Annotated in this window: 16 protein-coding genes; 4 read left to right on the top strand and 12 right to left on the bottom strand. The window is 67.7% G+C overall.

Annotated features, from left to right (window positions below; translation table 11 throughout):
- Positions 1–7 precede the first annotated feature (7 nt).
- Positions 8–1,654, top strand: coding sequence for a serine hydrolase (locus tag GGR11_RS16055; RefSeq protein WP_183198694.1), 1,647 nt, complete (start codon positions 8–10; stop codon positions 1,652–1,654).
- Between the two features lie 4 nt (positions 1,655–1,658).
- Here the strand turns inward: GGR11_RS16055 and GGR11_RS16050 are convergent, their stop codons facing one another.
- The 3 genes from GGR11_RS16050 to GGR11_RS16040 form a co-directional block, all read right to left on the bottom strand.
- A complete protein-coding gene (locus tag GGR11_RS16050; RefSeq protein ID WP_183198692.1) occupies positions 1,659–2,402 on the bottom strand; it encodes a DUF4893 domain-containing protein in 744 nt (247 codons plus the stop codon).
- Positions 2,403–2,457: 55 nt separating this feature from the next.
- The gene (locus GGR11_RS16045; RefSeq protein ID WP_183198690.1) at positions 2,458–3,147 is read right to left on the bottom strand and encodes a DUF4893 domain-containing protein; all 690 of its coding nucleotides are present in this window, start codon (positions 3,145–3,147) and stop codon (positions 2,458–2,460) included.
- Between the two features lie 128 nt (positions 3,148–3,275).
- Positions 3,276–4,322, bottom strand: coding sequence for a DUF4167 domain-containing protein (locus tag GGR11_RS16040; RefSeq protein WP_183198688.1), 1,047 nt, complete (start codon positions 4,320–4,322; stop codon positions 3,276–3,278).
- Between the two features lie 354 nt (positions 4,323–4,676).
- On the opposite strand from GGR11_RS16040, the gene GGR11_RS16035 reads away from it, so the two are divergent.
- A complete protein-coding gene (locus GGR11_RS16035; protein WP_183198686.1) occupies positions 4,677–5,900 on the top strand; it encodes an NAD-dependent epimerase/dehydratase family protein in 1,224 nt (407 codons plus the stop codon).
- Positions 5,901–5,908: 8 nt separating this feature from the next.
- Positions 5,909–6,820 carry a Rossmann-fold NAD(P)-binding domain-containing protein gene (locus GGR11_RS16030; protein ID WP_183198684.1) on the top strand — a complete coding sequence of 304 codons (912 nt, stop codon included), beginning with the start codon at positions 5,909–5,911 and terminating at the stop codon, positions 6,818–6,820.
- A gap of 49 nt (positions 6,821–6,869) precedes the next feature.
- Here the strand turns inward: GGR11_RS16030 and GGR11_RS16025 are convergent, their stop codons facing one another.
- From GGR11_RS16025 to GGR11_RS16005, 5 genes are all read right to left on the bottom strand, one after another.
- The gene (locus tag GGR11_RS16025; protein WP_008260390.1) at positions 6,870–7,478 is read right to left on the bottom strand and encodes a DUF1134 domain-containing protein; all 609 of its coding nucleotides are present in this window, start codon (positions 7,476–7,478) and stop codon (positions 6,870–6,872) included.
- Between the two features lie 347 nt (positions 7,479–7,825).
- Positions 7,826–10,264 carry a phenylalanine--tRNA ligase subunit beta gene (gene pheT / locus GGR11_RS16020; RefSeq protein WP_183198682.1) on the bottom strand — a complete coding sequence of 813 codons (2,439 nt, stop codon included), beginning with the start codon at positions 10,262–10,264 and terminating at the stop codon, positions 7,826–7,828.
- Positions 10,261–10,644 carry a hypothetical protein gene (locus GGR11_RS16015; protein ID WP_183198679.1) on the bottom strand — a complete coding sequence of 128 codons (384 nt, stop codon included), beginning with the start codon at positions 10,642–10,644 and terminating at the stop codon, positions 10,261–10,263. Before GGR11_RS16015 ends, pheT begins: the two co-directional genes overlap by 4 nt.
- A 4-nt stretch (positions 10,645–10,648) precedes the next feature.
- Positions 10,649–11,725, bottom strand: a complete 1,077-nt coding sequence (gene pheS, locus GGR11_RS16010) for a phenylalanine--tRNA ligase subunit alpha (protein WP_183198677.1) — start codon at positions 11,723–11,725, stop codon at positions 10,649–10,651.
- Positions 11,726–11,788: 63 nt separating this feature from the next.
- A complete protein-coding gene (locus GGR11_RS16005; RefSeq protein WP_183198675.1) occupies positions 11,789–12,766 on the bottom strand; it encodes a polysaccharide deacetylase family protein in 978 nt (325 codons plus the stop codon).
- A 160-nt stretch (positions 12,767–12,926) separates the two neighbouring features.
- Between GGR11_RS16005 and GGR11_RS16000 the strand changes: the two genes are divergently transcribed.
- Entirely contained in the window at positions 12,927–14,537 is a 1,611-nt protein-coding gene (locus tag GGR11_RS16000; protein WP_183198673.1) for a response regulator, read from the top strand.
- Between the two features lie 108 nt (positions 14,538–14,645).
- Here the strand turns inward: GGR11_RS16000 and rplT are convergent, their stop codons facing one another.
- The 4 genes from rplT to GGR11_RS16965 form a co-directional block, all read right to left on the bottom strand.
- On the bottom strand, positions 14,646–14,999 hold the full coding sequence (gene rplT / locus GGR11_RS15995) for a 50S ribosomal protein L20 (protein WP_008258832.1): 354 nt from the start codon (positions 14,997–14,999) through the stop codon (positions 14,646–14,648).
- A gap of 54 nt (positions 15,000–15,053) precedes the next feature.
- Entirely contained in the window at positions 15,054–15,251 is a 198-nt protein-coding gene (gene rpmI, locus GGR11_RS15990; RefSeq protein ID WP_003166435.1) for a 50S ribosomal protein L35, read from the bottom strand.
- A 160-nt stretch (positions 15,252–15,411) separates the two neighbouring features.
- Positions 15,412–16,710, bottom strand: coding sequence for an MFS transporter (locus GGR11_RS15985; RefSeq protein WP_183198671.1), 1,299 nt, complete (start codon positions 16,708–16,710; stop codon positions 15,412–15,414).
- Between the two features lie 58 nt (positions 16,711–16,768).
- Positions 16,769–18,751 carry an alpha/beta fold hydrolase gene (locus tag GGR11_RS16965; RefSeq protein WP_183198669.1) on the bottom strand — a complete coding sequence of 661 codons (1,983 nt, stop codon included), beginning with the start codon at positions 18,749–18,751 and terminating at the stop codon, positions 16,769–16,771.
- Positions 18,752–18,794 lie beyond the last annotated feature (43 nt).

The raw sequence follows: 18,794 nt of genomic DNA, 5'->3' as shown, positions 1-18,794 counted from the left end.
TTTCCTGATGTCCCTTCGTCTGTCGCGCCGTTCCCTGTTCGCTTCCGGTGGCGCGGCGGCGCTGGCGGCCCAAGCCGTCGGCGCTCCGGTCTGGGCGCAGGCGGCCAATGACGATGCGGGTCTGGCCGAGGCGGTGGACGCCTATGTGACCCAGGCCATGGCGGCCTGGCCCGACCAGCCGGCTTTGGGGATCGCCGTGGTCAAGGACGGAACGCCGGTGCTGACGCGCGGTTACGGCGTGAAGCTTCAGGGCAAACCCGCCCGGGCGGACGAACACACCCTGTTCGCCATCGCGTCGAACACCAAGAACGTCACCGCCGCCGCCCTGGCCATCCTGGTCGACGAGGGCAAGGTGGCGTGGGACGCGCCCGTTCGCACCTATCTGCCCGGCTTCACCCTGTCGGACCCCTATATCGGCGAACACATCACGGTGCGCGACACCCTGAGCCACCGCGCCGGGTTCGGCCTGGGCGCCGGCGACCTGCTGTTCTGGCCCAACAGCGACCGGACCCGCGCCGAGGTCCTGGCCCAGGCCGCCTTCGTGCCGATCGAGGACGGGTTCCGGGCGCGCTATCACTATTGCAACCTGATGTTCGTGGTCGCCGGTGCGGTGATCGAGGCGGTGTCGGGCCTGACCTGGGAAGACTTCATCCAGACCCGCATCCTGGACCGCGTCGGCATGAGCGAGACCGTGCCGCTGGCGCGGCTGGCCGATCCGGCCAGGTCCGCCCTGCCCCATGGCCGGGTCGGACCGCCGCTGCGCTATCAGGGGGCGATGACGCCGATCGCGGCCTCCATCGTCGAGGTGTGGAACTGGGATTCGGCGGCGGCGGCGGGCGGGATCTGCACCACCCCGACCGACTGGGCCAAGTGGATCGCCGTGCGGCTGAACGACGGCCTGCTGCCCGACGGGACGCGGCTGTTCTCGGAGGCGGCGGCGCGCGAGATGTTCAAGCCGAACATCATCGTCGGCAGCTCGCCCGGACCGACGGCGGAACTGCCGAACCGAGCCATCGCCTCGACCTACGCCATGGGGCTGCAGGTTCAGGACTATCGCGGCGAGCGGCTGATCAGCCACGGCGGCGGCTCGCCCGGCGGGATTTCGGCAACGGTGCTGATCCCCGGCCGCAAGACCGGTTTCAGCATCTTCTCAAACGCCGAGGAAAGCTTCCTGCTGCGCGCCCTGCGCGCGGGCATCGCCGACCTGTGCATGGGCAAGGTCGATGTGGACTGGATCGCGGACTCCAAACGGCTGGAGGCCGAGGGCAGTGCGAAATCCATCGCCGCCGCCGCCGAGATCGACGCCAAACAGGCGGCGGGCGCGGCGCCGTCCATGCCGCTGGACGCCTATGTCGGAACCTGGCGCGACCCCTGGTACGGCGACATCACCATTGAACGGAAGATCGAGGGGCGGGGCCGAAATCGCAAGACCGGCCTGTGGCTGAGCTTCACCCACACCCCGGCGCTGAAGGGCTGGCTGGAACCCTATGACGGCGAGACCTTCCGCACCCGGTTCCCGGACAAGCGCGAGGAGGACGCCTTCGTCACCTTCAGCATCCAGACCGCCAAGCCGGCCACGGCGACGATGAAGGGCGTGTCGCCCGACATCGACTTCTCCTACGACTATCAGGATCTGAAGCTGACCCGGGTCTAGCCGGTCAGCGCACAATCTCCAGCAGTTCCAGTTTGGCGTCCTGCTTGGGCCAGGGCAGGACCAGCCGCCAGCGGTTCTGGCCGACCCGTTCCAGCACCCCGACCTGGTCGCGCGCGGTGTCTTGGCCATAGGCGGGGACGGTCTTTTGAGCCTCGCCCACGGCCTGGGCTCCGACATAGACCAGGCGACGATCCGTATCCGGATAAAGCAGGCCGCGCATCCGCTGCGGCCCGCCGGTCTTGGCCAGGATCAGATCGCCGCCGGGGGTCATCTCCACCGAACAGGCGGCCCAGGGCTGTTCGACAAAGGCGGCGCCCTGGCCCTCGGCGTGGCGTCCCAGCTTGATCGTGCGACAGCGATAGTCGCCGGGCGCGGGCTGAAGCTGACCGGCCTGGGCGGCGTTGGGATCGACCAGAGGCCCCAGGGCCTCGACCTGACGGGCGAAGCCGGCCGTTTCCGCCTCGGCGCGGCTCATGCGCCAGGCCTGATCGAGCCGCCCCAGCAGGCTGGCGTCCCCGGGCGTGGCGACGCTGCGCCAGTTGTCGGTCCCGCCCTGGACCCCGCCGGTCGGGGTCGCCGCCTGCTGTTCGGGCGTCGCCCGGGCGGGCGCCGCGGCGCGGGCCGGCACGCCGGCGGCGGGTTCGGACACGGCGGGGGAAATCTCAGCCGCGCTGTTCGGGCTGTTTTCACCACAGGCTGCAAGGGCGGCGGTGGCGGCGAGGGCGAAGACGAGCGAGGTGCGGCGCATGATCGAGCTTCCGTAGGATACGCCCCCCTAACGGCCGAGCCGCCGCAAGGTTCAGTCAGCCGCCGCTGGCGGGGACCAGTTCGATCAGATCCAGATTGGACTCATACTGCGGCCAGGGCAGGACCAGCCGCCAGCGCGCCTCGCCGATCCGTTCCAGCACGGCGACCATGTCGCGGTCGGGATTGCGGCCGTAGGAGTTGGCGGCCGGTTCCTGGGCCAGGGCCATGGAGCCGAGCAGCAGCATGTGGCGGTCGTTCTCGGGGAACAACAGACCCGACGGACGCTGCGACCCTGTCAATTTGGTGAACTTCAGGCCGCGCGAGGTCTGTTCGATCCGGCAGGCGAACCAGCCGTAGATCACATAGCCCAGACCATCCTCGCCGCCCTGGGAGCCCAGTTTGACGGTGCGGCAGCGGTAGTTTCCGGGCGGCGGCGCCACGTCGGCGCGGCCGGCCCTGGGGTCGATAAGATCGCCCAGACTGGTCAGATCGCCGGATCCACGCTGGCGACCCGCCTGTTGCAGGGCCAGGGTCCAGGCGGCGTCGCGACGCTGATACCGGTCGCGGTCCGCCGCGGTGATGACCCCGCGCCAGTCCATCAGCACCGCGCCGGAGCCGCCGGGCGGCGGCGGCGGCGGTGGAGGCGGCGGGGTCGAGGCGCAGGCCGCGACGGCGACCACGGCGGTCAGGGCAAGACCCCGGACGAGGGTGCGGACGGTCGGGCGAGACTGAACGAACTGACGCATCAAAGCTTCCCTTAACGCTGGTCGGGCCCGACGCTCTGTAGGGCCGAGCCTTATGGCGAAGTCGTCCCTTTAGGCGCCGTATGGGCGGCCGCCGTCAAGGCCGCACGCCCATCGGATCAGGGCGCGCCTCAGTCTTCGCCGTCGGCGACAGCCTCGACCTTGCGGCGCGGGGCGCGACGACGCGGCGCGGGTTCGGCGTCTGCAGCCGCCTCGACGGCGGGCGCGGGGGCGGACGAACGGGTCAGGAAGCCCGGCAGGGCGGTCGGGGCGTCGTCATCCGAGGCTGCTGCGGCGACGGCCGGACGACGGGTGCGGCGAGCGGGCCGCTCCTCTGCGGCCGGACCCTCGACGGCAGGCGATTCGACCACCGGCTCGGCGCGCTCGGCCACGGGCGCGGCGTCCTGCTGGACGCCGTCGGCGGCTTCGTCCGAACCTGCATTCTCCTGGCCTTCGAAGCGACGGTTGCGTTCCTCGCGGCGACGCTCCCAGCGTTCGCGGCGGCTCTCGCGGCGACCGCCCTCGCCCTCGGCGCGGGCCTCGCCGTCTTCGCGCGGCTCGCGGGGTTCACGCGGCGGCTGAGCGTCGCGGTTCTGGTCGCGATCGCGATCACGGTTCTGATCGCGGTTTTGGGTCTGATCCCGGTCACGATCACGATCCCGGTCGCGATTCTGGGATGGGTCGCGGTCGCGGTTGAAATCGCGATCCCGGTTTTGGTCGCGGTCGTTGCGGTCGCGGTTCTGGGTCTGGTCGCGCTCGGCGCCGTCCTGGCTTTGTCGGTCGGCGGCCTGCCGGTCGGCGGCCTGCTGGGCGGCGACGAAGGCGGCGGCCTGGGCGCCGGATTCGTCCTCGAAATCGATGTCGAAGCCCTGGTTCGACTGCTCGCGCGCCGCGATGTCCGAGAAGGACCGTTGCGGCTGAAGGGCGCGCAGGACGCGGTAATAGTGTTCGGCGTGCTGCTGGTAGTTTTCGGCCAGCACCCGGTCGCCGCCGGACGAGGCGTCGCGGGCGAGCTGCTGATAGCGCTCATACACGGTCTGGGCGTTGCCCCGGACCTTGATGTTTTCGGGGCCTTGCGAGTCCCACGAACGATTCGGATTGGCGCTGTTGGCGTTTGAGGCGCCCGCCTTGTTCCGATTGCGTCCGCGCTGACGCTTCATGCCCTTGAAATCTCTCATTCGCGCTACCGTGTGCAGGGATGGAGCCCAGGCCGTCGGCCGGTTCCGTCCGTTTCGTGGTTCCGTTTCGCTCGGGGCCGATCCCCGATTGTCGATCTGTCGGAATGCCTTGTCGCCCGCATGGTGCGCCGGTCCTTGCGGGACCGACCGTCATGATCGGCTCAAGCGCGAACAGCCGGATAGAGGCCCGTAAAGCTGCGTTTGAGTGGGAGACGACGGAGACTTAACCTGTGCGCCGTCCCTTTCCAAGGGGTTTTCGTCAAAGCGTCGCATCACGCGCTTAACAGCCCCGCTTTGCTGATGGCCCCCCGCTGGGCTAGGCATGACCTTTGCGACGACGACGAGGCTTTTTCCATGCGCGTTCTGGTTCTGGGCGGCGACGGTTTCTGCGGCTGGCCGACGGCCCTGCACCTGTCGGCCAAAGGTTGGGACGTGACCGTCGTCGACAACCTGAGCCGGCGCAACATCGACAACGAGCTGGAGGTCCAGTCGCTGACGCCGATCCGCACCATGGGCGAGCGAATCAAGGCCTGGAAAGCGGTGTCGGGCCGCGACATCGGCTTCGTCAACATGACGGTCGGCAAGGAGTTCGACCGGCTGGTCGCCCTGATCCGCGACCTGGCGCCCGACAGCGTGGTGCATTTCGCCGAACAGCGGGCGGCCCCCTATTCGATGAAGTCGGCGCGGCACAAGCTCTACACCGTCGACAACAACATCAACGCCACCAACCATCTGCTGGCCGCCATCGTCGAGAGCGGGCTGGACGTGCACCTGGCGCACCTGGGCACCATGGGTGTCTATGGCTACGGCACCGCCGGCCTGCGCATCCCCGAGGGCTATCTGAAGGTGACGGTGGACACCGACCACGGCCCCGCCGAGCAGGAGATCCTGTTCCCGCCCAATCCGGGCAGCATCTATCACATGACCAAGACGCAGGACGCCCTGCTGTTCCAGTTCTACGCCCGCAACGACGCCTTGAGGATCACCGACCTGCACCAGGGCATCGTCTGGGGCACGCAGACGGTCGAGACCAAGCTGGACGAGCGGCTGATCAACCGGTTCGACTATGACGGCGACTATGGCACGGTGCTGAACCGGTTCCTGATGCAGGCGGCGGTCGGTTATCCGCTGACGGTCCACGGATCGGGCGGCCAGACGCGGGCCTTCATCCATATTCAGGACACGGTGCGCTGCGTCGAACTGGCGCTGAAGAACCCGCCCAAGCGTGGCGACCGGGTCAAGATCCTGAACCAGATGACCGAAAGCCGCCGGGTCCGCGACCTGGCCGCCATGATCGCCGACAAGACCGGCGCCGTGGTCCACAACGTCGCCAATCCGCGCCAGGAGGCCGACGAGAACGACCTGGTCGTCGCCAACGACCAGTTTCGCGACCTGGGGCTGAAGCCCATCACCCTGGCCCAGGGCCTGATGGACGAAGTGACCGAGATCGCCCGCCACTACGCCGACCGGGCCGACCTGACGCGGGTGCCCTGTGTCTCCGCCTGGAACCAACGCCGGGCCGAGGCGCTGGAAAATGAAGCGCGGCCGTATGCGCCGCCCCAAGTCCTGACCGCCTGAGTAGATCGATGCCCGACGCCGCCCCCGCTCCTTCGTCCGGCCGCGAGCCGTGCCTGCTGGTCTTCGGCGGCGGCTATCTGGGCCGGGCGGCGGCGCTGGAGGCGATCCGGCGCGGCGGGCGGGCCGTCGCCACCTCGCGCGACGCCGAACGCCGCCGGGCCTTGTCGGCCGAGGGGATCACGACGATCGACCCCGCCGATCCCGAGGCCCTGAAGACCGCGCTGGAGGCCGCCACGGCGGTTCTGGTCACGGCCGCGCCCGACGCCCACGGCTGCCCCGGTCTGCGCGCCCTGGGGCCGGTGGCGTCCCAGGCCTGGCCCGACTGGATCGGATACGTCTCCTCGACCAGCGTCTATGGCGACCGGGCCGGGGGCTGGGTGTTCGAGGACGGACCGCTGAACGCCGCCAGCCTGGAGGGCGCGCGGCGGGTGCGGGTCGAGCGCGACTGGCTTGACGGCGGTCAGGGCATGGGGCTGACGGTGCAGATCTTCCGCCTGCCGGGCTTCTATGGCCCCGGTCGCAGCGTGGTCGAGCGACTGCGCGACGGGACGGCCAGACTGGTGCGCAAGCCGGGCCAGGTCTTCAACCGCATCCATGTGGACGATGTGGTCTCGGCCCTGTTCGCCTCGATGGACCGGCCCCGGCCCGGCGCCGCCTATAATCTGACCGACGACGAACCCGCCCCGGCCGATGTGGTGGTGGAATGGGCCGCCGAAAGGATGGGCCTGCCGCGCCCGCCCGAGATCGACTGGACCGACGACAGCGTCAGCGAGGCCATGCGGCGCTTCTATCTGGATTCCAAACGGGTCTCGAACGCCCTGGCCAAGGCGGAACTGGGCTGGCGTCCGAAATATCCGACCTGGCGCGAGGGGCTGGCGACGATGCTGGAGACGCCGCCGCCGTTGCGATTGGTGGGTTGATCACGCCGCCTCATCCTCGGGTCGAACCCGAGGATGACGAAAGAAAAGATCAGAACGGCAGAAGATTGCGCTGACGACTGTAGCTCATGGTGCCGATATTGGCGCCCAGGCGCAGGCCGACGCCGGTGCGGATGGGGGCCAGGACGATGCCGTCGGCCTGCTGATAGTTCACGCCCAGGCCGGCGATCAGATAGGCCGAACCTTCGACGCCCGGATAGCGACGATAGATCATGTCCGGGTGATACAGGCCGTACACCAGGGTGAAGACCCGGCTGGCGTTGCCGCCCCAGTCCCAGCCGATCGAGGCCCCCTGCCAGAACACCTCCTGCGAGGCCGACAGGTCCTTCATGTGCAAAGCGCCGCGCCCATAACGCGCGCCCACGACCACGGCGCCGGAGCCCTCTTCGCCCGCTATATAGGCGGTGGGGCGGTCGCCCTGGTCGGCGAAGACCCGCTCGATGGCCCCACCCACGACCTCGGCCGCAATGCCCAGTTCCTTGGACCCGGCCGCAACCAGTTCGTCGAAGCTGTAGGCCGGCGCCGTATTGTCCGAACGGATCGGATAATTCGGGTTGGCCGGAGCCGTGGCGCAGGCCCCGACGGACGAGGCGCCGGCGGCGGTGGCCAGGCCGGAGAGGATCAATTGGCGACGATGCATGGGAGCTCCGAGGGGCGGCGGGGGACAGCCGGCGGGGACGCCGGGCTTCATGTCACCGTTCCCGACCTTTGCGGCAGCCTTGCGGCTTCAAGGTTAACGGGGACTTACTCCTCCCCCTCTGAGGGAGGTGGCGCGGCCCGCAGGGCCGTGACGGAGGGGGTACGGCTGGCTGCGACATCTATCGGGCCCACAACACCGACATCCGTGTCAGGCCCCCTCCACCACCGCGCGAAGAGGCGCGGCGGTCCCCCTCCCCACAAGGGGGAGAAATGCGGACGGCGATGACCGAAATCCTCCCCTTGTGGGGAGGTGGCGCGGCGCAGAGCGCCGTGACGGAGAGGGCCCCGTCAGCCCCGTAGCCTGCCGCCCTGTTTCTCCACCGCCGCCACGATCTTGGCGGTCAGGGCCTCGATCTCCGCCTCGGCCAAGGTCGCCTCGCGCGGCTGGATCACGACTTCCAGGGCGACGGACTTGAAGCCGTCGTCCACGCCCTTGCCGCGATAGACGTCGAACACCCGGACCTCGGCGATCAGGGCCTTGTCGGCGCCGGCCGCCGCCCGGACCAGATCGCCGACCGGCTTGGCGTCCTCGACCACGAAGGCGAAGTCGCGGCTCAGGGGCATGAAGGCCGACAGGTCCGCCGATCCCCGCGCCTTGCCCGACTTGCCGCGCGGCTCAGGCACAGCGTCCAGCACGATCTCGAAGCCCAGCATCGGGCCGTCGGCGTCCAGCGCCTTCAGCACGCGCGGGTGCAGTTCGCCAAACTCGACCATCACATTCTTGGGGCCCAGTTGCAGCCGGGCCGAACGGCCGGGGTGCCACCAGTCGCGGTTCTGACCCTGGACCAGTTGCAGCGAACCGACCGGCGCGCCGATCTCTTCCAGCAGGGTGGTCAGATCGGCCTTCAGAGCGAACAGGGCGTCCTCGCCGGCGCCGGCCCAGTGGCGGGCGGCGTGGGGGGCGACCAGGGCGGCGATGACCGTGCGCTGATCCTTCGGGCCGTCGCCCAGATAGATGGGGCCGATCTCGAACAGGGCGGCGTCGTCGAAGCCGCGCGCGGCGTTCCTCGCCGCCGCCTGAATCAGGTTCGGCAGGGCCGAGGGCCGCATGCAGTCCAGATCGGCCGCAATCGGGTTCTCCAGCACCAGCCGGTCATCCCCGCCGCCGAACAGGGTCGCCGTGGATTGCTTGGTGAAGGACCAGGTGACGGCCTCGGCATAGCCCAGGGCGGCCAGGGCCCGGCGCGCCGTTCGGACGCGGGCCTGGCGGGGGCTCAGCACCCCGCCGGCGGGCCGGGCGACCTCGGGCAGGGGCGTATCGGGCAGGCTGTCGAAGCCCTCGATCCGCGCCACCTCTTCCACCAGATCAGCCCGGCCCTCGACGTCGCGCCGCCACGACGGCGGGGTCACGATCCAGGGCTCGGCCTGACCGGCCGGGGCGGCCGTGACGAGGAAGCCGAGCTGGCCGAGAATCGTGCCGATCCGGTCGTCGTCCAGGTCCATGCCCGTCAGGCGCTTCACATAGGCGGGGTCGAAGGCGAAGGGCGCCGGGCTGGCCGGGGGTTCGCCGACGAAGACGATCTCGGACGGCTCGCCGCCGCACAGGTCCAGGATCAGGCGGGTGGCCAGCTCCAGCCCCGGCGTGACCGAGACCGGATCGACGCCGCGCGCGAACCGGTACTGGGCGTCGGAATGGACGCCCAGCGCGCGGCCCGTCTGGGCGATGACCAGCGGGTCGAACCAGGCGCTTTCGATGAAGACGTCAGTCGTGGTCTCGTCGCAGCCGGTGCTCTCGCCGCCCATGACGCCGCCCAGGCCGATGGGGCGCTCGCCCCCGGCGTCGGCGATGACGCAGTCGGTCGCGGCGGCCGCATAGGTCTTGCCGTCCAGGGCGATCAGATGCTCGGGCTCGCCGCCCTCGATATGGGCCGTCCCGGCCGAAACCTGCCCGCCGCGCACCACGATCTCGGTCCCGACCAGCTTGGCCACGTCATAGACGTGCAGCGGCCGGGCGCGGTCGTAGGCGATCAGATTGGTCACATCGACCAGGCGGTTGATCGAGCGCAGGCCGATGGCGGTCAGGCGTTTCTGCAGCCAGGCCGGCGACGGGCCGTTCTTGACGCCCCGGATCACGCGACCGGCGAAGACCGGACACATGTTCGGCGCGTCCAGACGGACGGTGATCGGCGACGGGAAGGCCCCGCGCACCACGGCGATGTCGAAATGCTTCAGCTTGCCGACGCTGGCGGCGGCCAGATCGCGGGCGATGCCGGCGACGCCCAGCCAGTCGGGCCGGTTCGGCGTCACTTCGAAGTCGATGACGGGTTCCGCGCCGAACAGGCCGGCGACGGGCGTCCCCACCGGGATCTCCGGCGGCAGTTCCTGGATGCCGTCGCTTTCGTCCGCCAGCTCCAGCTCGGAGGCCGAGCACAACATGCCGTTGGACACCACGCCGCGCACCGGCTTCTCGACCAGGGTCACGCCCAGGCCGGGCACATAGGCGCCGATGGGGGCGTAGATGGTGGTCAGGCCCGCCCGCGCGTTCGGCGCGCCGCAGACGATCTCTTTCACGCCATCGACCGTCTCGACCTGGCAGACCTGAAGCCGGTCGGCGTTGGGGTGACGCTCGGCCGACAGGATCTTGGCCACAGTAAAGGGCGCCAGCTTGGCGGCGGGGTCGAGAACCTCTTCGACCTCCAGCCCGGCCATGGTCATGGCCTCGGCGATCTGATGGACGTCGGCCTCCGTTTCGAGGTGGTCCTTCAGCCAGGAGAGGGTGAATTTCATGCGACGCCGCCCAGAGCCGATTGGAACGCCTGAAGATGCCGATCCTCACCCGTGAAACCCACAGCGTTGAATGAGCAGTCTTCGAACAGGCACATGGCGAATGGAACCGATCCGATCACCTTGGAACCCATCGGACGCAGCAGCAGATTGCGCACATCCCCCCCGTCAAACCCCATGTTGCAACCATCGAACGCCACGCCGTCGAGAATCAGCATCACGGCTGGTCCCTCGATCTTGCATCGACGAAAGGCGCGCCCCTCCACGATCGAGATGTTAGTCATCGCCAACTGACGGAAGAAGGTCGCCAGCGGGATCTGGATATCTTCAAACACCTGTTGGCGGGCGAACTCGGGCGGGAAGGGCAGATTTACAGTCGTCATGGGTTCAGCTCAGGCCCGAGGCCGGGTTGGGGGCGGCGAAGGCCGAAAAGCCGTAGTGGGCCAGCCAGCGCGTATCGGCGTCGAACATGGGGCGCAGGTCGGGCACGCCGTATTTCAGCATGGCCAGCCGATCCACCCCCATACCGAAGGCGAAGCCCTGATATTCGTTCGGGTCGATGCCGCAGTTCTTCAGCACATTGGGATGCACCATCCCGCAGCCCAGAATCTCCAGCCAGTCGTCGCCGGTGTTGAACACCAGTTTCCCGCCGGAGCGGTCGCAGCGGATGTCCATCTCGGCCGAGGGTTCGGTGAAGGGGAAATGGTGCGGACGGAACCGCGCCTGAACCACGTCCAGCTCGAAGAAGCGGGCGATGAAGGTCTGAAGCGTCGTCTTCAGATGGCCCATATGGATGTCTCGGTCGATCACCAGGCCTTCGATCTGGTGGAACATCGGCGTGTGGGTGGCGTCCGAATCCTTACGGAAGGTGCGGCCCGGCGCGATGATGCGGATCGGCGGCTTCTGGGACATCATAGTGCGGACCTGCACCGGCGAGGTGTGGGTGCGCAGCACCTTGCGCTCGCCCGTCTCGGGGTCGGGCTTCAGGAAGAAGGTGTCGTGCATTTCCCGCGCCGGATGTTTCGGCGGGAAGTTCAGGGCGGTGAAATTGTGGAAGTCGTCCTCGATGTCCGGGCCTTCCGCGACCGCAAAGCCCATCTCGGCGAACAGGGCGATCATCTCGTCCATCACCTGCATGGTCGGGTGGACCCCGCCCTTGCGACGCGGCCGGGCCGGCAGGGTCAGATCGACGCGCTCGGCCTGAAGCCGGGCGTCCAGTTCGGCGGCCTCCAGCTCGGCCTTCTTGGCGGCGATGGCGGCGGACACGCGGTCGCGCAGGCCGTTGATCATCGGCCCCTGTTCGCGGCGTTCGTCGGGGCTCATGGCCCCCATCCCCTTCAGTAGGCCGGAGACGGAGCCGGACTTGCCCAGGGCGGCGACGCGCACCTCTTCGAGGGCGGCGACGGTTTCCGCGCCGCCGATGGCGTTGATCAGGTCGAGTTCGAGTGTGGCGAGATCGGTCATTTGGCCCGTGCCTTAGCGGGCCGAAGCGGTTTCGTCACCCTTGAAGGCGTGTGGTGGGCCTGATCAGGGCGCGGAGGCGATGGCGACAAGCTGGTCGGCCGGCGCCTTGTTGGCCGCGACGATCCAGGCGGGCGGTTCCGGCTCCCAGCGGATCGGCCGGCCGTCGGTCCTGGTCCAGCGGTGCAGCCAGGAGATCCCGTTGGCCCGAACATAGGTGTCGGCATGGGCGTAGAGAGGGTCGGACAGGGCCTCCTCAAGCGTCACGAAGCTATAGCCGCGCACCAGATAGAGGGCGTGGATCTGCGGGTACCAGTCCTGGTTCAGGCTGTTGGCGTGCAGCAGCAGGACCTGGGCCGGCTCGCGCCCCCCGGTCAGTTCGGCGCTATAGGGTTCAAAGAAGTCCAGCACCGTGGTCATATGGGCCACATAGGCCTCGCCGATCCGCCGCTTCAGCGCCTCGTCGCCCAGTTGCTCGGCCTTGCGGTAGACGTCGCCGAACATCCAGTCGTTGTTGTCGATCGTGACGGGGGCGACCGTATAGCCGCGCTGGGCCAGGCCGGCGGCGATGGCGTCATGCTTTTCCGGGGTCTCGCCGGTGAACAGATAGGGATGACGGAACCAGCGCAGGGTCCGGCCGCGCGCCTCCAGCACCGCGCGCGTGTTGGGGGCCCCGGCGTCCACATCGGCCAGATAGGCCTCAGCCGTCGTGCGGTGGATGTTGATGTGGCTGAAGCTGTGGTTGCCCAGGTCAAGCCCGCCGTCCAGCCAGACGTTCAGCGCAGCCGGGAGGGCCGTGGCCCGGACAGGCTCGCAGACCTTGCCCTCGTTGACGAAGGCCGTCCCCTGGGTGTCGAGCGGCTTCAGCATGGCCACGAAATCCGTGGTCAGCCGCATCAGTTCGGCGGGTTCGCACAGCGCCGCCTCCGACGCCTGATAGGGCAGGTCGTCGAAGGTCACGGCGACCCGGCGGTCCTGTGCGGCCGCCGGGAAGGCCAGGGCGGCGACCGCCGCAAGACCGCAGATCAGGACACGTATCCCCATGCGTCCAGACTAGTCCGGACTTCCGCGCATGGGAACCGGCGCTGTTATCATCCGCCTTCGGATCAACTGTCCGCAACGCGCCGTGAAAGGTTCATGATCGGCAAAGCCGTTGTTAAATATCACCGGTTAAGCCCGCCTTCGTGGACATAAGGGGGGCCGAATGCCGCTGATCGGTGATTTCGTTGACTTGATCGCGCCGGTGGCTCCGTCCACGCCGGGCGCCGAGGTATTCGAACGCTTCCAGACCGAGCCGAACACCCTGGCCCTGGCCGTCGTGAACGATGACGGGCGCCCGGTCGGCATCATCGAGCGCAACGCCTTCACCCTGCGCATGGCGGCCGAGTTCGGGCGCGCCCTGTACGCCAAGAAGCCGGCCGAAAGCCTGATGGACCGCAACGCCCCCATTGCGGAGGCCGGGACCAGCGCAGAGACCTTCTTCCAGGCCTATGGCGCGGCGGAACTGGGCGCCCTGCTGAGCGGCTTCATCGTCGTGGCCGAGGGACGTTATGTCGGCGTCGGCACGGCTCTTCAGGTCGTCCAGGCCGGCGCCGCCCTGCACCGCCAGCGCGCCGAGGAAATGGGGGCCCTGGCCCGGGACCTGGCCATAGCCGAGGCCGAAGCCGTCGCCTCCAGCCGCGCCAAGTCCGAATTCCTGGCCGTCATGAGCCATGAAATCCGCACGCCGTTGAACGGGGTCCTGGGCGTCGCAGCCCTGATGGAGCGGAAGCTCGAACAGGAGGAGCTTCGCCCCTATGTCCGCACCGTCATCGATTCCGGCCAGAGCCTGCTGCGCCTGCTGACCGACGCCCTGGACATGTCGCGCGCCTCGGCCGGGATGCTGACCCTGGAGGAAGAACCGCTGGACCTGAGCGCCGTCGCCTTCGACATCGACGCCCTGTGGCGGCCGCGCGCCGAGGAGAAGGGCCTGAACCTGACCGTCCGCACCGATCTTGAGGCCGGTCCCTGGGTCCGGGCGGACGGGATGCGGGTGAAACAGCTGCTGAACAACCTGGTCGGCAACGCCCTGAAATTCACCCAGACCGGCGGCGTGGTCGCCACCCTGGTCAGCCGCAGGTCCGACACGGGTCTAAACGTGGAACTGGCCGTGGACGACAGCGGCCCCGGCGTGCCCGAGGCGGCGGCGGCGACCATCTTCGACCCCTTCAATATCGGCAAGGCCGGACGCGAAGGCGCCGGCGCCGGACTGGGTCTGGCCATCTGCCGCCAGATCGCCGAACGGATGGGGGGGAGCATCGGCCTGGGCGTCTCGCCTTTGGGCGGGGCGCGGTTCCAAGTGCTGCTGCCGCTGACCGCCTGCGCCGCCGACGAAGGGGCCGTCGGTCCGGTCATGGCCGAGCCGACGCCACACGACACCCTGCATGTGCTGGTGGTCGACGACAACGCCACCAACCGCTTCGTCGCCGCCAAGCTGCTGGAGATGTTCGGCTGCACCGCCGAAATGGCCGAGAACGGCCAGGAGGCGCTGGACGCCGTCCAGGTCCGCCGGTTCGACCTCGCCCTGATGGACATCAAGATGCCGGTCATGGACGGGGTCGCCGCCACCCGCGCCATTCGCGCCCTGTCCGGCCCGGCCTCGCGCCTGCCGATCCTGGCCCTGACCGCCAACGCCGAGGAGGGGGACGAGCTGGACTATATCGCCGCCGGCATGAACGGCGTGGCCCAGAAGCCGATCCAGCCCGACGCCCTGCTGAACGCCATCCGCCTGGTGCTGGCGGCGGCTCAGACCGCCCCCGTGCCGCAAGCCGCCTGAGTCCGGCCCGAACCTGGCTTGGGGGCCTGAAACGAAGAACGCCCGCCCCGGGAGACCGGAGCGGGCGTTGATCTTTATCGAACGCGGACGGACCTGGGCCCGACGCCCTTAGGCCAGGGCGGCGCGAACCTTGTCGGCGACGGCCTTGAAGCCGGCCCCGTCGGCGGCGATCGAGGCCAGGACCTTGCGGTCCAGTTCGATGCCGGCCTTGTTCAGGCCGTTGATGAACTGGCTGTAGGTGAAGCCTTCGATACGCGCGGCGGCGTTGATGCGCTGGATCCACAGGGCGCGGAAGTTGCGCTTCTTGGCGCGACGGTCGCGATAGGCGTATTGCCCGGCGCGGTCGACGGCGGCCTTGGCCGTGCGGATCGTATTCTTGCGGCGGCCGGAGAAGCCCTTGGCCTGCTCCAGAACCTTCTTGTGCTTGGCGTGCGAAGTTACGCCACGTTTAACGCGAGCCATGTCGCTATTCCTTCAAATTCTTTGGGTTGAGATCTGTCGTACAGCGCGCGCCGATCAGGCGTACGGCATGTAGGACTTGATCTTCTTGGCGTCGGCATCGGCCATGACCGAGGTGCCGCGGTTCTGGCGGATGTATTTCGAGTTGTGGCTGATCAAGCGGTGACGCTTGCCCGCAACCCCGGCCTTCACCTTGCCAGTGGCCGTGAATTTGAAGCGCTTCTTGGCGCCCGACTTCGTCTTCAGTTTCGGCATTTCGATCTCCTTTTTGAGGGGCTACCGCCCTTCGGGCTACTTGAGCCGTGGGGTGGTGTTCCTCAGAGTTTAAGAACCGCCTAGGCATGCCTGTTCGCCCGGCGGTTCGGTACGCGAAGGCGCGGCTTGTAAGCGAAGACGCCCCGCGACGCAAGATGAGTCAGGACAAGGACTTGGCGGGCGCATTCGCCGCGCCCTGACCTCGCCGTATCGCCCGCCCGGCGTTCAACGCCATCACCGCCGCCGGAACGGTCAGCAAGGCCCCGACTAGGAAGGGCCAGTCGTGCCCCAGGCCCGAGAACAGCGCCCCGGCCACCATGGGTCCGAAGATGCGCGCCACCGAGCTGGAGGCCATGTTCAGCCCCAGCATCGCGCCCTGCTGGTCCGGCGGCGAGGCGCGGCTGATCATGGCCGAGATATTGGGCATGGCCAGGGACATGCCACAGGCGCCGACGGCCATGACCAGGGGAATGACCCAGCCCTGGACCAGGGGGATCGACAGGGCGCCCAGCTCCAGCCGGGTCGCGGGGAACCAGGCGACCGGGGACAGGACCTGAAGCACCAGCGAGGCCCCGAACAGCAGCATCCCCGTCGCCAGCACCCGCGCCTCGCCGAACCGCCGCGCCAGGCGCCCGGCGAAGAAGCCTTGGTTCAGCGTCGACACCACGCCGACGATCATGAAGCTGAGCCCCACCTCTCGCGCGCCCCAGGCGTAGCGGCTCTCGGACCACAGGCCGAACACGCTCTCCATCGCCGAAAACCCGGCCATATAGATCAGGGTCACGACCAAGACCCGCGAGACCACCGGGTTGGTCCGCGCGTCCTTCAGTCCCGCCAGGAAGGGCGGACGCGCCGCCGTGGGATCGGCCTTGGCCCGGCTCTCGCGCAGGAAGACGATCACCCCCACCGCCGCCAGGGCCGCCAGCGCCGCCGCCAGGAAGATCGGCAGCTGATAGCCCAGCCGGCCCAGCTGCGGCTGGGTCAGCAGTCCGCCCAGGCCCGGCCCGACGATGAAGCCCAGGCCGAAGGCCGCGCCGATCAGCCCCATCCGCCCCGCCCGCTGCGCCGGCGGAGTGACGTCAGCCACATAACCCTGGACCGTCGAGATATTGCCGGCCCCCAGTCCGGTGAACAGCCGCACGGCGATGGCCAGCCAGATGTTGGGCACAAAGGCCAGCATCAGATAGCCAAGCGCATTGGCGATCAGGGTGATCAGCAGCACGGGCTTGCGCCCGATCCGGTCCGACAACCGCCCCCAGAAGGGTTCGGCGAAGAACTGGCCCAGCGAATAGGCCGAGAACATCAGGGTGATCTGCCACGCCTCGGCCTTCAGGCTCTGGGCGAAGAAGGGCAGCAGCGGCACCACCAGGCCGAACCCGACCAGATTGATGAACACCACGGAGAACAGCACGGCCAGGGCGGGCGCGCGAACCTTGGGGGGCGAAGGCGTCTGGATCATGCGTCAGGCTTAGCGCGACGCTCGGTCCGCGAGAAGCTTGACGATCACTGAGCCTGGATCAGTTGACCGGATTGTTCGCCTTTAGGAAACGCACGGTTTCATCCAACATTCGCTGACGCGTGGCTGCGGTTGAAAGCCAATGGTCCTCGTCGTCGAGCGGCAGGAGCTCGACCGACTTTCCTGCCCGCCGCAGCGCATTATAGAGCCGGACAGATTGGTCATAGGGGACGACAGTGTCGTCTCGACCATGGATCAGCAGAATCGGGGCGTCGGCGCGATCAGCCATGAAGGCGGGCGACAGGGCGTCCAAAGCTGGATCGCCAAACTTGTCCGCCCCCATGAAACGCATCCAGTATCGAACGACAGGGCTCTCGCGCCCTCTCTCGCCTCCGCCCGACCAATGTATCATTTCATTCAGGTCGGACACGCCCGCTACGGATACAGCACAGCGATAGACGCCAGGATCGAGCGTCGGACCCGCCATGGCGGCATACCCCCCATAGCTCGCGCCCACTATGCACACGCGCTTGGGATCGATGATCCCCTCCGACGCCAACCATCGCACGCCGTCTGAAAGATCGGTCTGCATCTTCCGGCCCCACTGGCCATAACCAGCGCTTAGGTGCGCTTCGCCCAAACCGTCCGAGCCTCGAAAATTCGGTTGCAGGACGGCATAGCCTTGAGCCGCCAGCGCCTGGGCCCACCAGTCAAACCCGAAGGTGTCGCGAGCCGCCGGCCCGCCATGCGGCAGCAGCACCATCGGGAGATTGCGCGGCTCATGAACACCAGGCGGCAGGGTCAGATAGCCTGGGATCGTCATTCCGTCCGCCGCCTTGTAAGAGATCGGCCGTATCTCCCCCACCTGATCGGCGGCGATGCCGGGGTATGATTGACCGACGATTTCAGCGACGCCCCGATCCAGATCCACCAGGTTATACGTGCCCGAATCGCCGTTGCCGTCCGTTTCGACGATCAACGATCTCATGGTCGCCGCCCAAGTCTGGATCGACGGATGACGATCCTTGAACGCGGTATTGACTGCACGCCAAGTTCTGGCTGCAGCTGGATCGGTGATGTCGTAGATCGGTCCCCGGTCACTGGTTCTGACGGTTCCGATCAAGAGCTTGGTGACCGGATGATAGATCAGCCTGTCCGGCTGAGTGTCAAAACCAAGATCCACCCATTGACCGGTTTCGAGCGACAGTTCGCGATATTTGGGCTCTTCATCACCGTCAAGCTTGGCCTGGACGATCACGGAGCCGGTCGACAGGCCGAAGCCGACCAGCGAGGGCTGATCGAGCAAGGCCTTTGTCGACCAGACACGAGGCCACCCCCCATCTCGTTTGACATCTACGCTCCAGGTGCCGGTTTCCGTATAATAGGTGGACCGCGCCACCGGCTCACCATCGCTATCCAACAGATAGTTTTCGACATTCCGGCCACGAGCGATCCGTGTCGCACGATTGGTGGCAGGATCCACACGGTATAGGTCCGCCGTCCCATCGCGCGCATCAAACGCTTGAGAATAGATGGCGGGACCGGTCGGCGTGTCGCGTATGATTGCGCCGCTGACCATGATCCGGGCGAGCTCGGGATTACGAGCGAAAACTGTTTGAACCGCATGCGTCGAAAGCGTGTAGATCAAACCTTGCGTGTACTCTCCCTTTTCTGTCGAAAAGGGCAGCTTGGCGGCTGTGGACGTCGAAATCAGGACGTAGCCATTCCCGACCCAAGACAGATCGCGGACCTTGTTCTCTATCTCCCGCAAGCCGCCGATCACCTGAAGATTTGACAGGTCGACTATCACCAGAGCCTGACCGGCGCCCACACTGACCAAGTGAGCCAACTTGGTCCCGTCTGGCGAAAGCCGCGGACTGGAGAACGCAGGTAGGCGACCATATAGCTCCAGCGGGGCTGGCGTCACCGCTTCACGAACGGATGATGGCGCCGGAATGCCGGAAGCGTCCTGACCTTTGGCAGAAACACATCCGAAGGCCAACGCTCCAGCAAAGGCCCACACGATCGATTTAGAAACATTCACGGCGTCAAATCCTCGAATCGAAGAGATCCAGATCACACACCGT

The sequence above is a fragment of the Brevundimonas mediterranea genome, assembly GCF_014196125.1.
GTDB classification, from domain to species: Bacteria; Pseudomonadota; Alphaproteobacteria; order Caulobacterales; family Caulobacteraceae; genus Brevundimonas; species Brevundimonas mediterranea.
This window is presented reverse-complemented; position numbering and strand designations above follow the sequence as displayed.

Coding starts and splice junctions, on each gene's coding strand:
- GGR11_RS16055 (WP_183198694.1), top strand. CDS start 8: ATGTCCCTTCGTCTGTCGCGCCGTTCCCTGTTCGCTTCCGGTGGCGCG.
- GGR11_RS16050 (WP_183198692.1), bottom strand. CDS start 2,402: ATGCGCCGCACCTCGCTCGTCTTCGCCCTCGCCGCCACCGCCGCCCTT.
- GGR11_RS16045 (WP_183198690.1), bottom strand. CDS start 3,147: ATGCGTCAGTTCGTTCAGTCTCGCCCGACCGTCCGCACCCTCGTCCGG.
- GGR11_RS16040 (WP_183198688.1), bottom strand. CDS start 4,322: ATGAGAGATTTCAAGGGCATGAAGCGTCAGCGCGGACGCAATCGGAAC.
- GGR11_RS16035 (WP_183198686.1), top strand. CDS start 4,677: ATGCGCGTTCTGGTTCTGGGCGGCGACGGTTTCTGCGGCTGGCCGACG.
- GGR11_RS16030 (WP_183198684.1), top strand. CDS start 5,909: ATGCCCGACGCCGCCCCCGCTCCTTCGTCCGGCCGCGAGCCGTGCCTG.
- GGR11_RS16025 (WP_008260390.1), bottom strand. CDS start 7,478: ATGCATCGTCGCCAATTGATCCTCTCCGGCCTGGCCACCGCCGCCGGC.
- pheT (WP_183198682.1), bottom strand. CDS start 10,264: ATGAAATTCACCCTCTCCTGGCTGAAGGACCACCTCGAAACGGAGGCC.
- GGR11_RS16015 (WP_183198679.1), bottom strand. CDS start 10,644: ATGACGACTGTAAATCTGCCCTTCCCGCCCGAGTTCGCCCGCCAACAG.
- pheS (WP_183198677.1), bottom strand. CDS start 11,725: ATGACCGATCTCGCCACACTCGAACTCGACCTGATCAACGCCATCGGC.
- GGR11_RS16005 (WP_183198675.1), bottom strand. CDS start 12,766: ATGGGGATACGTGTCCTGATCTGCGGTCTTGCGGCGGTCGCCGCCCTG.
- GGR11_RS16000 (WP_183198673.1), top strand. CDS start 12,927: ATGCCGCTGATCGGTGATTTCGTTGACTTGATCGCGCCGGTGGCTCCG.
- rplT (WP_008258832.1), bottom strand. CDS start 14,999: ATGGCTCGCGTTAAACGTGGCGTAACTTCGCACGCCAAGCACAAGAAG.
- rpmI (WP_003166435.1), bottom strand. CDS start 15,251: ATGCCGAAACTGAAGACGAAGTCGGGCGCCAAGAAGCGCTTCAAATTC.
- GGR11_RS15985 (WP_183198671.1), bottom strand. CDS start 16,710: ATGATCCAGACGCCTTCGCCCCCCAAGGTTCGCGCGCCCGCCCTGGCC.